General features: G+C 37.2%; 13 protein-coding genes. 7 read left to right on the plus strand and 6 right to left on the minus strand.

Features of this window, described 5'->3' with window-relative positions; translation table 11 throughout:
• Window positions 1–3: 3 nt before the first annotated feature.
• From JM81_RS04750 to JM81_RS04780, 7 genes are all read left to right on the plus strand, one after another.
• The gene (locus JM81_RS04750) at window positions 4–858 is read left to right on the plus strand and encodes a universal stress protein (protein WP_144800983.1); all 855 of its coding nucleotides are present in this window, start codon (window positions 4–6) and stop codon (window positions 856–858) included.
• A gap of 65 nt (window positions 859–923) precedes the next feature.
• Entirely contained in the window at window positions 924–1,763 is an 840-nt protein-coding gene (locus JM81_RS04755) for a universal stress protein (protein ID WP_144800985.1), read from the plus strand.
• 20 nt (window positions 1,764–1,783) lie between these two features.
• Window positions 1,784–2,197 carry a hypothetical protein gene (locus JM81_RS04760; RefSeq protein ID WP_144800987.1) on the plus strand — a complete coding sequence of 138 codons (414 nt, stop codon included), beginning with the start codon at window positions 1,784–1,786 and terminating at the stop codon, window positions 2,195–2,197.
• A gap of 60 nt (window positions 2,198–2,257) precedes the next feature.
• Complete coding sequence (locus JM81_RS04765; protein ID WP_089259931.1) at window positions 2,258–3,157, plus strand: mechanosensitive ion channel family protein; 900 nt, start codon at window positions 2,258–2,260, stop codon at window positions 3,155–3,157.
• 1 nt (window position 3,158) lies between these two features.
• Window positions 3,159–4,001, plus strand: a complete 843-nt coding sequence (locus JM81_RS04770; protein WP_144800989.1) for an ATP cone domain-containing protein — start codon at window positions 3,159–3,161, stop codon at window positions 3,999–4,001.
• Window positions 4,002–4,005: 4 nt separating this feature from the next.
• Window positions 4,006–5,376, plus strand: a complete 1,371-nt coding sequence (locus tag JM81_RS04775) for an MBL fold metallo-hydrolase RNA specificity domain-containing protein (RefSeq protein ID WP_144800991.1) — start codon at window positions 4,006–4,008, stop codon at window positions 5,374–5,376.
• A 97-nt stretch (window positions 5,377–5,473) separates the two neighbouring features.
• Window positions 5,474–6,112 carry a hypothetical protein gene (locus JM81_RS04780; RefSeq protein ID WP_144800993.1) on the plus strand — a complete coding sequence of 213 codons (639 nt, stop codon included), beginning with the start codon at window positions 5,474–5,476 and terminating at the stop codon, window positions 6,110–6,112.
• Here JM81_RS04780 and cls read toward each other — a convergent pair whose 3' ends face one another.
• The 6 genes from cls to JM81_RS04810 form a co-directional block, all read right to left on the minus strand.
• A complete protein-coding gene (gene cls, locus JM81_RS04785; protein WP_144800995.1) occupies window positions 6,113–7,519 on the minus strand; it encodes a cardiolipin synthase in 1,407 nt (468 codons plus the stop codon).
• Between the two features lie 144 nt (window positions 7,520–7,663).
• Window positions 7,664–8,413, minus strand: coding sequence for a LytR/AlgR family response regulator transcription factor (locus JM81_RS04790; RefSeq protein ID WP_144800997.1), 750 nt, complete (start codon window positions 8,411–8,413; stop codon window positions 7,664–7,666).
• A 6-nt stretch (window positions 8,414–8,419) separates the two neighbouring features.
• Window positions 8,420–11,452, minus strand: a complete 3,033-nt coding sequence (locus JM81_RS04795; protein ID WP_144800998.1) for a two-component regulator propeller domain-containing protein — start codon at window positions 11,450–11,452, stop codon at window positions 8,420–8,422.
• Window positions 11,453–11,493: 41 nt separating this feature from the next.
• Complete coding sequence (locus tag JM81_RS04800; RefSeq protein WP_144801000.1) at window positions 11,494–12,522, minus strand: hypothetical protein; 1,029 nt, start codon at window positions 12,520–12,522, stop codon at window positions 11,494–11,496.
• A gap of 9 nt (window positions 12,523–12,531) precedes the next feature.
• The gene (locus tag JM81_RS04805; RefSeq protein ID WP_144801002.1) at window positions 12,532–13,422 is read right to left on the minus strand and encodes an SH3 domain-containing protein; all 891 of its coding nucleotides are present in this window, start codon (window positions 13,420–13,422) and stop codon (window positions 12,532–12,534) included.
• A gap of 18 nt (window positions 13,423–13,440) precedes the next feature.
• On the minus strand, window positions 13,441–14,004 hold the full coding sequence (locus JM81_RS04810) for a hypothetical protein (protein ID WP_144801004.1): 564 nt from the start codon (window positions 14,002–14,004) through the stop codon (window positions 13,441–13,443).
• Window positions 14,005–14,201: the final 197 nt, after the last annotated feature.

The following is a 14,201-nucleotide window of genomic DNA, read 5'->3' on the forward strand; positions in this document are numbered from 1 at the left end:
GCTATGCAATTAAAAAATATCCTAGTCGCCACAGATTTTTCCCATGAGGCATATAATGCACTCTTTTATACCACCCAGCTTCTAGCTTTAGAAAAATGTACCTTTCATATCATTAATTGTTATAATGACCAAAGTTCATCCTTAGGTTCAAGCAAAGGGCTTTTTATAAGTAAGAAAGAACTTTCTGACTTACATCATTTATCCCAGGAAAAACTCACGGAGACAGCACATAGAATAGTGTTGGACACCAATAATACATTACATGAATTCCATACTATTTCCGAGAAGGGAACATTATTGAACGTAATATCAAAAACCTTGGATAACCTTTCCATTGATCTCATTGTAATGGGCAATAAAGGGCAAACCGGCGCTAAAGAACTTTTTATGGGGAGCAATACCATACAAATTGCCAAAACAATAACCCAATGTCCTATTTTAGCTATACCCAAGGAAATTGCCTATACCCCATTTGATGATATTGCATTTGTCACCGACTTTAAAAAAGGATGTACCCGTAGTACTTTGTCCATGCTGTTGACCATTTCCAAAATTGCTAAAGCAGCTATCAACGTCCTCCACATCAAAGAGTCTGAAATAATGACCCATAAACAGGTATCAAATAAAAAGCTATTAAAACTTTCACTTGCAAAAACACCCCATAATTTTGAAGAGGTCCTAAATTACACGAACAAGGCCAACGTTATTCAAGATTTTTTAACCTCTAGGGATATTAAGTTTCTAGCTATGGCCTATCACAGAAGAAACTTTTTAGAACGCCTGGTCAAGGAACCCGTAATTATGGATTTAAGTATTTATGCCGCAGTTCCTTTCTTGATCTTACCGTTAAACGACTGATATTTATCATAGTAAATAAAAGGATTGCGCTCTACATTTAGTACACAATCTAACACGTACTTACTATGAACAAGCGTATACTTATACCCACTGATTTTTCTAAAAACGCATTGAATGCAGTAAGATATGCTATAGACCTATATGCAAAACTTCATTGCGACTTTTACTTTCTAAATGTCTTTAGCGTTGAATCATATACGAACACCAATTTATTGATGCCAGATGAGGATAGTGAGGTCTTTATCAGGGCAAAGGAAAAGTCAGAAAAAAATTTCTTAAAACTCCTGGAATCCCTTGCTGCCCATGGCGATAATTTTAAGCATAATTTCTTTACCATTTCTATCAGTAGCTTTTTATCCGAGGCCATAAAAAAAATTATCGCGGAGAAAGATATAGAACTGGTAGTTATGGGTACCCATGGTGCAAGTGGCTCTAGAGGATCCTTAATGGGAAGCAATACGGTTATGGCAATGGAAAAGATTAGGGAATGTCCCGTAATGGCCATTCCTAGCGAATACTCCTTTTCCCCGCCTACCGAAATTGTATTTCCTACGGATTACAAGGATGCCTTTAAAAGAACGGAACTAAGATATTTAATGGAAATTGCAAAAATGCATGAGGCAAATATTGCAGTTCTTCACTTAAACATGTCTAAAGAATTATCACAGATGCAGGAGGACAATAAAAAATTATTACATGCCATTTTAGGGGAAGTTGCTCATGATTTCCATGTATTGCCAGAACGTAATCTTGCTAAGGGCATCCAATCTTTTGTTGAGGAGAGAAATAGCGACATAATTGCATTTATCAACCATAAACATTTCTTTTTCAGTAGTGTTTTCACCAAACCTTTGGTCAAGGCAATTGGTTATGATTCAACTATCCCAATTCTGGCCCTACATTAATTGTCATTAAAATATTGAACATGAAAAATACAGGTATATGGCTTAATAGCAAACATGCATATATTGTTCACCTCACGAACGGAAAAGAGGAAATGGAAAGCGTAGCATCCAATATAGAATTCTTCAATAGGACCGGTACAGGGGGAAGCCGTAAAAAAACCGGAGCTACACAAGATATTAGTAAAGAGAAAAAATATCTGGAGAAATCCAAAATTCAGTTTAAAGCCTATTTTAAGGCTATTGCGACTGCCATTGAACACAGTGATCGCATTGTCCTTTTTGGACCTGCGGATATTGACCAAAAGTTTAAAAAAGAATTGACGGAAAATTATCCGGCCATTGCCCAAAAACTTTTAGGAACGGTGAAGGTAGATCGTATGTCACAGAATGAGATCGTAGCATTGGTAAGGGATTATTATCTCAAAAACCAGTAATTAGCAGCATTAACCTAACCCGTATACGTCCCTTTAACGAACGGTTTTTAAAAGTAAACTATGGATACTATAGCACAGCTGACCGAAAACCCAACGGTATTAAAAGTGGCAAAACTGCTTTTATGGATTTTAAGTATAGTTCTTACCATTGGTTTTATACGAAGAACCCTCAAAAAACGGATAGAAAACATAACCATCCGTTACAAGGCCCAAAAAGGTGTAGAGGTTATTGGCTATATGCTTATCATTTTCTTGATATTAATGGCTGTAACCGTTGACAGTATGAAAGATTATACCATTATTATAGGGTTATTCACTGCCGGTATAACTTTTACTTTACAGGAACTGATCTTAAGCATCGCAGGGTCGTTCTATATCTTTTTTGTGAGGGTCTACAAACCTGGTGATCGTATTGAAATCAATAATATTAAGGGTGATGTTATTGATATTGACAGTATTTATACCACTATAATGGAAATGGGAGAATGGGTAAATAGCGACAATTATTCCGGTAGAATCGTAAAAATCAGTAACGCTTTTGTGTTCAAGGGACCAATTAAAAATTACTCAATGGATTTTCCTTTTGTTTGGGATGAGCTAAACATATTGATCACCTTTGACTCTGACACGGATTTGGCCAAAACCATAATGCTGGATTGCGCCACGGAACTATTATCATCGTATACGGAAAAATCAAGGGCCAAGTGGCAAGAAATGGTGGAACATTACTACATAGAAAATGCCACTTTGGAACCTACCATTGCTATAGAACTAACGGATAATTGGATTCAATTGAACCTTAGGTATATAACGGATTACAAAAGAAGAAGACATACAAAACATGAACTTTTTGATCACATAAAAAAAGCAATTTCCAAATCTGAGGGCAAAGTAAAACTAGCTTCTACCACCTTACAATTGTTACCGGTACCACCTTTGGACATTCATTTAAAAAATTGATATGAACACGCACCATACCATTGAAATCATAAAATCATCTGGACAAAAGGTAAAGTTTTCGCTAGACAAGTTAAGAACTTCCTTAAAGCATAGTGGAGCCAATCATGAATTGGTAGAAGAAATCCTGAGCAAGGTTACCGATGAACTTTTTGAAGGTATTACCACCAATGAAATTTACAACCGGGCATATGCATTGCTTAAACAGCATAAATCCGTATACGCTTCTAAATACAAATTAAAAAAGGCCATTTATGAATTAGGGCCTACCGGTTTTCCTTTTGAGCGTTTTGTTGGTGCCATTTTACAATATTCCGGCTATACGGTAAATATAGATATTGTACTAAATGGCGCATGTGTAACACATGAAATTGATGTCGTTGCCGAAAAAAATGAAATGACTACCGTGATCGAATGTAAATTCCATAACGAGGAAGGCCGTAACTGTAATGTAAAGGTTCCGCTTTATATACATTCAAGATACAACGATGTAAAGGCACATTGGGTAACCAATAGCAACAACAAACCATTGGATAAGGGTTGGGTGGTCACCAACACAAGGTTTACGGAAGATGCCCTGGCCTATGGTAAATGCGCCAACCTCTACCTCTTAAGCTGGGACTACCCCACAAATGATGGGCTCAAGGAAAGGATAGATAGATTAAGCCTCTACCCTATTACCGTTAGCAATCTACTTACCAACAGGGAAAAACAGTTCTTATTGGGACGCAATATTGTACTCTGTAGGCAATTGATAAAAGATAAATTCTACTTGGATCATTTAGGCGTTTCAACAGAAAGGAAAGCCAAAATATTGAATGAAATAGAGCAACTCTGTAACGCATAGACCCATGAATAAAATTAAAATAACCTTCCTAGGTGCTTCGGGCACGGTAACAGGCTCCAAGTTTTATTTGGAAACACCTGAAAAAAATATAATGATAGATTGTGGTATGTTCCAAGGTTTAAAGGAATTACGCACAAAAAATTGGGAACCTTTATCCATAGATGTTTCCTCAATGGATTATGTTCTGCTTACACACGGGCATTTGGACCATACTGGATATTTGCCAAGGTTGGTGAAAGAAGGATTCAAGGGTACCATATTGGGTACGGAACCAACACTCTCCATTGCAAGGACCATATTATTGGACAGTGGAAAAATTCAGGAAGAGCAAGCCAAAAAAGCCAATGAGGAGGGGTTCTCAAAACATACTCCCGCATTGCCCTTTTATACGGTTAAAGAGGCAGAAGCCACCATTAAACTGTTTTCAAGTTGCGATAAGGATGAATGGATTACATTATCCGATCATTGTAGGTTCAAGTTTAGATATAACGGTCATATTATTGGGGCAACTTTTATAGAATTGGAGATATTTGAGAAAATATTTGTATTCTCAGGTGATATAGGAAGGTTACACGATGAACTGTTAAACCCTCCTGAACGCCCCCAATGGGCAGACTTTCTTTTTTTGGAAAGTACATATGGCAACAAACTGCACCCAAAGGAAGATATTACTGAAATCTTAAGTGAACTTATCAATAATACCATACATGACAGGGGCACCCTGATTATTCCTTCCTTTGCCGTAGAAAGGTTACAGCTGCTCATGTATATTTTATGGCAGTTGTACAAAAAGAACGCCATTCCCAATATTCCAATTTTTATAGATAGCCCCATGGGCAATAATGTATTGAACGTATTTGAACAATTTCCAGATTGGCATAAACTTACGACCAAGGAATATCAGGCCATGTGCGATCATTTTACCATTATATCATCCTTTGCGGATACCTGGAAAACAATTGATGATAAAAGGCCAAAAGTTGTCATTGCCGGTAGCGGTATGGTTACCGGAGGCAGGGTCCTTACCTATTTAAAACAACTTGTAGACGTCCCAAGCACCAAAGTGCTGTTGGTAGGGTTTCAAGCAGAGGGCACCAGGGGAAGGCAATTGTTGGACGGTGCTCATGAAATTAAAATTCATGGAAGGTATTATCCTATAAAAGCAAGCATACATCTTATTGAAAGTCTTTCTGCCCACGCCGATCAACATGGACTACTGCATTGGATAGGTGCCATTAAAAACATTCCTGAAAAAGTATTTCTTATTCATGGTGAGTCTACTGCCTTAGATGCGTTTCGAGTAAAAATTAAAGCTACAAAAGGTTGGGACTGCCATATTCCCAAGTTGAACGAGATTTTTGAGCTGTACATCTAGTTTCCCAGTAAGACAAAAATCAGGCTGACCATTATCATTTTCTGAAATTTTTATAAATACTACATTGTCGGTTGTAAAGACCGATAAAAATAGTTCCATGAAAAAATTACTGATTATCCTATCCTTGACGTTAGTGAGCTGCTCTTCCATCAGTTTGGTGGAAAACTGGAAAAATCCGGATATTGTTTTATTCCACGCCAATAAGGTTCTTTTGGTAGGAATGGCCAAAAATTCAGATACCAGAACACATTTTGAGACCGAACTTTTAGAGGAGTTCAAAAAAAGAAATGTTGATGCCATGCGCAGTATAGATGTCTTTGACCTATCCCTAACGGATTCCAGAAAAACCGAAAAAGAACTTGACGATGTAGAACAAAGCCTTTTGGACAAGGATTTCGATGCCATTTTATTGACCAAGATTACCGGTTCTGAAGATCGTGAAAAGTTTTTAAAATCCATAAAAAGATGGGACGACCACCAAGCCCGGTTCAATGATGATTATCTGGAACACCAAGGTATTTATTGGGATGACAATTACTATGAAAAATTTACCGTATATCACGCGGAAACAACTTTATACTGTATCTGTGAAGGTAAGGAACGGTCCATGATATGGAGGGGAATCATTGATATTACAGACCCTAACGATATTGATAAGGCTATTGAAGATTATATTAAACTGGTAATTACGGCAATGGAAGAGCAGGATTTGGTCTTCCTATCACAAGATAATTGATTAAAACAGCGGACTTAACACCCTACCAATACCTTCCTTAAGTTTTTTGCCCCAAGGTCTTTCTATATACTCCGTATAATTTAATTCCTTACCAATGGCGCAATCCTGAAGAAAATCTTGTTTTAACAACTTAGCGAACTCTTTATTGTAGACCAGTGCATTTACCTCATAATTCTGTTCAAAACTACGGTCGTCCAAATTAGCGGTCCCTATGGAGGATACCGCATCATCGCTTACCATTATCTTACTGTGCAAAAAACCGTCCGGGAATAGAAAAATTCTAATTCCGGCTTTTAAAAATAGCTCAAAATAAGACTGTACCGACCAGCTTACTACCGTATTATCTATATTTTCAGAAACCAGTAAACGTACATCTACCCCACTAATGGCCGCAGTAAGCAAGGCACGTATCAAGGCCTGTCCTGGAATTATATACGGATTAGTGATGAAAATATAATTTTTGGCCATATTGATGATTGAAAAATAGGTCTGTTCCAATACAGGAAAATCATCATCTGGTCCACCGGCAACAATCTGTACCAAATTTTTTGAAGGTTCAAATTCATCTTGCTCTAAATATTGCAAAGGCTGTAGAACCTTACCACTCACCAAATACCAATCTGTCATGAATACTTGGTTTAAATGTAATGCGGACGGTCCTTGCAACATTAAATGCATATCATGCCATTTGCCCAAACCAACTTGACCCTTTAGGTACTTATCCGATATATTGATACCTCCGGTAAAGGCTATCTTACTATCAACCACAATAATCTTCCGGTGGTTTCTATAGTTTAACGACGAAAAATAACGCCCAAACTTAAAAGGCAGAAACGGATACACCTCTACCCCTATTTTAATAAGTTGTTTAATGTATTTTTTACTTAACGAAAAACTCCCTATGCCATCATATATCATTCTAACTTCCACCCCATTGGCAATCTTTTTTTCAAATAGGGCCAAGAGTCTATCCGCTAATTCACCCTCCTCAAAAATATAATACTGAATATGAATGTGCTGCTGTGCATTTTCCAATGCATTAAAAATTGTATTGAAGGTGGTACTGCCATCCTTTAATAATTGTAACGTATTATGGGGTGTAGGGGGAAAATGGGAAGTAGCATACCCATGGGTCATTAATTTACCGTATTTTCCATCAAATACATTGATATGGCTATCCTGGGGCTTTGGCAGTTTATTGAAAAGGTCTTTCTTTAACCTGATCAACTTATTCTTTCTTCTATTTCTGCCCAATAGTAGATATAATAGAATACCGCCAACAGGAATGGCAAATATGGCCAATAGCCATGCTAAACTTTTGGTTGGCCTTGCACCATGAATGATTATGGAAATCACGATTACAATGGTCAGTACAATATAAATGCCAATAAAAATTACCGTCCACATAGTCTTACAATTTACGACCTAACTTTAGAGTAACCCATAGGCTACCCCATTTATTGGTATCACTTACAAGATATACCTGTACGGTCAATAGCTCAATGATATTTGTCATACACCACGATCACGGTGGTAAACATAATCACAATTCTATTTATGCATCTTATCCAAAATATCTATAATCTCGGTTTTCTTTCTAACCGAAACGGGAACATTTTCTCCATTCTTGAGCATTAGATAACCGCCATCGGTTTTGATATAGGCGCTGATGCATTGTAGGTTGACCAAGTGACTTTGGTGTACACGAACAAAATCGTGACTGCTTAATAAATCGGCAAAGTATTTTAGGGTCTTTGTTACGAATATCTTGCGTTTGTCTTGAAGGTGGAAAATGGTGTTGTTACTATCGGATTCACACCTGATAATATCGTCTAGACTGACAATGATAATTTGGTCAAGTGTGTGTAACGATATCTTATTAGGTTTTTTCTCTGGCGCTGAAATGGTCTCCTTTAAAATCTGCAAACGCTCTTTATTGGGCTGTAACTGCTCCTTTGCCCTTGCAATTGCCAAACTTAAATCTTCGTTGGAATAGGGTTTTAACACATAATCGATTGCAGCAAATTTAAAGGCACGTATAGCAAACTCATCACTCGCGGTTACAAATATGATCTTCGATTTTAAATCTGGAAAAATCTCTAAAATATCAAAGCCTGTACCGTCACCTAACATAATATCTAAAAACAGAATGTCCGGCTGATTTTTACGCAGTACTTTGGCAGCTTCCACTACACTCTGCGCCGTGGCGATAATTTCAATTTCTGGGTGTTGCGTCTCAATATCCTTTTTTAAAAGGGTTAAGGCGTCAATCATATCTTCTACTATTATCGCTGTATGCATAGGTGTTTAATAATCTGTTAGTAATGGTATTTTAAAGGCAATCTTGGTTCCTTCAACGCTACCGTCTTCATTTTTAATTTCACTGATATGCAAGGTATTTTTACCTACAATGGATTCCAATCTTTCTTTGGTAACGGTCAATGCCATTGATTGATGGTCCGTTTTTACCTTTTCGCTCTGCGATTTAAAAATACCCAGTCCGTTATCAATAATACTGCAATGCAAATGGGTTTTTGAGGTAGTAAAGCCTATCTCCAATTTCCCTTCCTTTTCTCCTTTTAATATTCCGTGTCTTATGGCATTCTCCACAAATGGCTGAATAAGCATGGGCGGTATCAATATCTCTTCGGCATCGGGAGTGGTTTTAACTTTTATCTCGTATTCAAAAGGCTTCTGCGCCATTAACTGTTCTACCTCTATATAATGTTTTAATGCCTTTATTTCTTGATCTAGACTTATATGCTCTTTTCTTGAATTTTGTAGTGTTTCTCGTAACAGTATGGCAAAACTATTAATGGTAGCCTCCATCTTCTCTGGCTTGGTGCCTGCCATTGCCTTTACACCATTTAAAACATTAAAAATGAAATGCGGATTCATTTGTAACTGAAGCGCTTTTTGCTCTAAGGTCAACAAATAGTTTTGTGTTTTCAAGCGTTCTTGTTCCGCTCTATTTTTTGCCTTTATCTTACGTATATACCACCATCCAAAGCTTAACAATAGTACCACCGCCAATGCCAAAACCGACCATTGAAACCAGTCTTTTTGGTATAGCGGACTATCAATGAAAAAACGGAATGCTATAGGTTCACTTTCTTGCCATCTGTAATTTCTGGATTGTACCGAAAAAGTATGTGCGCCATACGCCAAACCTGCAAAATTCTGCTTGTTCTCCTTTACCCAAGGGCTCCATTCATTATCATCTAACCGAGTTCTATACGCTACTTCGTTTGGGTGGTCAAAATCTACCGTTCTAAAGGAAAAACCCAATTGTGTTTGATCGGGAGTTAATTGTAAAATTTTGTTCGTATTCGTCCAATCTTTTAAGATCAAGGAATCGATAGTTTTATACCGCTCTTCTACTCCCGTAAAATATACGGTTGGCGCAGCAGCTGTTTTCTTACTTTCGCTAGGGATATGCTTGGTCAACCCATAAATAGCACCAAACCACAAATTGCCATCCTCATCTTTATCGACCGCATTTAAGCAGGTTTCTATACCTAAGAATCCGTCGTTTCTACCAAAATGATAGATATCTACAATTTCGTTCGTTACGTTAAGTTCTATTTTATCTACACCGCGTTCAGAACCTGCCCACAGGTTACCTTGATCATCAAAAATAAGCTGATATATATTATTGGAAGATAAGCGCTTACTACCTTTCAGCTGCTGAAAATTTACCGGATTCGTGCTGTTCGCATACCAAATTCCCTTACCTGAAGTTCCCAAGAAAATAGTATCATCATGAAACAAAATAGTTCCTATTGCGGTTTGTTGTTCCAAGTCAGTGGTGACCGTAGCAACTTTATTATGCTCAATATACCCTAGATATCCGTTTTTTGTAGCATACCAAAACCTATCGTTTTGGTCCTTTACCAAACTTGTAATGAGCATATCCGTTATGCCATCTCGCTTGGTAAATGTTTTATGAACGACCAAACTATCCTTTTCTGAATAATACTTGAATTTTACAATTCCGTTTGCATAGGTTGCCGCCCATATGTAATCATCGTCTGCAATTACGGTTCTAACCCAATCCGAAGGAAATCCTTTGCTTTCATCAATGATATGATTTGTGGTACGTTCTACCGAAACCGTATCAATTTGTATGAGGTAATTTTCGCTCGATGAAAACACCAAACTGTCTACCATTTTGGTCTCTCTAAAAAGCAAACCTCTATTATCCGACCCTGCCCAAATATTGCCCTTGGCATCACTAGTGATGGTCTTGATTTTTACATCAAAAAAAGTACTCTCGTTAGGTAGTGGATGAATGCCTTCGGAATCAATTTTTGTCAAGCCTTTTTCCGAAGTGGAAAACCATAATCCGTTCGGAGCGTTATGGACCGCATAAATGCGATTGCCCTTTAAGCCTGTTCGCTGATCATAATGTTTAAAATTGTTCTGAAAATACTTATAGAATCCGCCACCTGATGTAGCAATCCAAATATTGCCGTTTTCATCATTAATGACCTTTCTTATGTGTGGTGTTGCCAACCCACTGGCAGTATTCAATCTTTTTATTTCTGAAAATGTTTTGGTCTCCACAATGGTAACTCCCTCATTATCTGTAGTTATCCACAACTCATCTTTATTTTGAATTGACATGGAATTTATACGTGAGGGCTCCGGCATTAAAAAGCGATTATCGGTTGTAGCCTTATCGATTATAAAGACACCATCATCAAATGTTGCTGCAATGATTTGGTTGTTATGTGCTATGACCGACTTGAAATTATTCTTCTCAGCTTTTATAAATTCGGTAGCATTGTTACCCAATTCCTTTAATTTCCATAAAGCATTATTGGTCGCTAGCCAGTAATAATTCCCATCAAAAAACACCGAATTTATTTCGCTGTTGTCAATTTCCGAATTTAAATTAACCTTGCTTACCAACTTATTTTTACTGTAGGTATAGAGTCCATTTTTAGTCGCTAAAAATAACTGACCATCAACTGGAAAAAATTGAAGTATTTGCGGAGCCTCTAGATTAACAAAGTTGTTTTTTACTTTTATGGAAAGTCCTTTTTTTGTTCCAATAAACAAGGAGTCGTTAACGGCGTAAAGGGCATCAATATAATTGGAACGCAAGCCATTACTCTCATTCCATACTTCAAAAATTTCTCCGTCAAAATTTGCCAGTCCGCCACCTTGAGTCCCTAGCCACAAGTAGCCCATATCATCCTGTACAATATCATATACCTGTGATTGCGGTAAACCATCTGCAATGGTATATGACCGTAGCTGACTGTTTTGCGCAAACAATTGTATTGTACCAAAACAACAGCAAACAATCAAAAAGTATTTTACAATCAGATTCAAAAAAACGGATTTCTTTTACGTATTAACTAACGCCATTGCTACTATAATATTTGATAAAGCGAACGGTCTTCAATCGACACATTTTGGTACTCATTAGCACCATTAGACTGCAAAATAGGTGCCAATACACACAGCACCGTAGTTTTTCCTTTTATAACTAGCGTATTGCCATTTACCGCACTTCTCCAACGAAATTTTTCTATCGGAATTTGCAAGGCAAACAATACCTCCGCCATTTCTGGGGATTCTGAAACCCAATCCATGATAGCTTCCTTATCTGCCAATTTAGGCATATCGTTGCTGTTGTCAAAAGTAAATTTCCATTCTACCGGAATATTAAATTTAAAACTATAAGCCTCACCAAATGAAGACTCTTGTCTAGTGGTTAAAGCAGTTAACCAATCTATATGTACATCTGGGTAGTTTTCTCTAAATTCTTGGGATAGAAATGCTGGTCCTTTAGACTCTGCCGTTGGGTAATACCCATAGTAAGGTTTTGCCAGGTAATGTTCTGAATATTTACCGCCAAATACATTAAAAAAGGGTGATGCACTCACTAGATCTGCCTTAAAAACATGCTTCAATTCTGTTAACAATGCTTTGTTTTCGCCCAATCCACATGAATGAAAAATAATCTTGGTATTGCCCGTATATTCTTTGCAAATGGTTTCTATGTTATACTCTTTAACCGCACGTTTTAAACTCTTTACGGTAATGCGTTCACCATTTTCCATAATTCTCATGGACATTCCCAACCAGGCATTACTATGGCTTACTATGTGAATTTCTTTGAACTGAACTTGGTTCTCCCCTGCATTGTTAATGTAAGTGATAATCTCATTTATGGTATGTAAACCTTCTATAATAGGCATTCCCTGTTTTTTAAAATACTGTTTTGCATTGCTATAATAGGTATTGTCACTCTCATCAAAACCAGCTATAAATACGATAGATTCCTGAATGCTCGTGTTTGGCAAAGCAAGTGCCGTTCCCGACTGCTGCGAAAACGGCTTCTTGCCACCAAGCATTAGCACACTCACCAATACGATAATAAAACACTTATACATCATTGCTTTATCTTAAAAGTCTATACTTACTACGGCATTATCTTTTATATCACGGGTTTCTTGCTTTTTCACCAGCTTAGATCCGTTCCATGAATACGGTGTGGTAATGAATTCAACATTATCCTGAGCCAGGGCATCATCTAAGGATTTAATGTTCTTCGTAATCGTTGTCTTCAATAGTATGGTACTTTTTACCCCTTGCATATCAGACGGAAAAACAAAATGTTCTGTTTTTAAATAATTATTATCGGCATAATCCACCAAATCTGCCACTTTTATGAATCTGCCATTGTTCCAAAATACATAGCTCTTCCCTACTTGATATCCGGATTCCGCATCGGCCAGATCAACTGTAATAACATCTTCTACATTGAACAAACCAAGACTACCATGGTTTTCAATATGAACAGGTATTGCATGTAGGCTATCGAATACGATCTTATCTAACTGTTGGCCGTTTTTAAAAGCCCGAAGTTGATAGTTTACCTTGGTAAGACCTGCTTCGTTTTGCGTGCTACTTTCATAACCGTACACAAATTTTACTTGATTGTCCGCAATACTACCAAAGGATTTTTGAGCTATCATACCGCCCCAAACCCATCCGGTTTGATTTTCTGTGGTAACCCTGTACCAATGACTGTTTACACCGTCTATTTCTTTGCTGTACAGACTTTTTTCCCATAATACCATTTTGGTACCGATATCCAACAAACCTACTTTTTTACTTCGCACCGATGGCTTTTCCCGAAGAAAAACCTTGTGTGCAAGCAGGTATTCATAATTTAATTCTTCCACAGGAATTTCTTGGTCCATAATTTCAAATTCTACTTGTTCTGTTTGGGCAAATAAGTTTACCATAGCAAACAAGCTTAGGAACAGGGCACTTTTCTTTACATTTCTCATTTTTCTAAAATTTAAGGGTTAATAATTAATTGCCGTTAAGGCTTCTTCCTGACCAAAGTCATCATCGTTCCAAGCAATACTTCTTAAAACTGAGATATCTTTAATCGTATGGGTTTCCGTGTATTGCACCACAGCGCGTAGTATGGTTCCTTCCTTCCCAAAGGGTTGATTGGGAAAAATGTAGTGTATATCCGAAATTGGATCATAACCGTATTCATTTTTAATACTAGGCAGCGCTATAACATCATAATCTGCAGTTACCAAATAATACTGTTCTTCCGTACTTGCACAACATGTATTATATTCCAGGGTAATTTTTAATATTTCGGTGATACCTTCTAATGCCGGTTCTTCTAAAACCGAGATTCTTATTTCATCTAACAGACCAAAATCTGCAATATTTAAAGTGGCAATAGACTTCTCTGGATCGTTGGTTACAATGATATCTACCGCCCAGGTATCTTCTTCCTCTTGACCAACGGTTCTTTGGTTGGCAACATCGTAGATATCGGTTAGTTTAAACTCTTGTGCATTAGTGGCACAAACACAAAATACGAACGCTAAAAAGATGAATTTTCTCATGATAATTATTTTAGTTGTTTTCTTTCTACACTACTAAATTACTACGGAGACAAGGCTTTTATTAGGCTGTTCTAGTATTCGTAGCTGTTCATCTAGAATTCGTTGAACAGACCGTATTTATTCAGGTTTCCACATGTTTATTCTTCAATTTATTGCAAAAGAAAAACCTGTAAAATGACACACATCTTACAGGTTTT

It is taken from the genome of Maribacter sp. MAR_2009_72, assembly GCF_007827235.1.
Lineage (GTDB): Bacteria > Bacteroidota > Bacteroidia > Flavobacteriales > Flavobacteriaceae > Maribacter > Maribacter sedimenticola.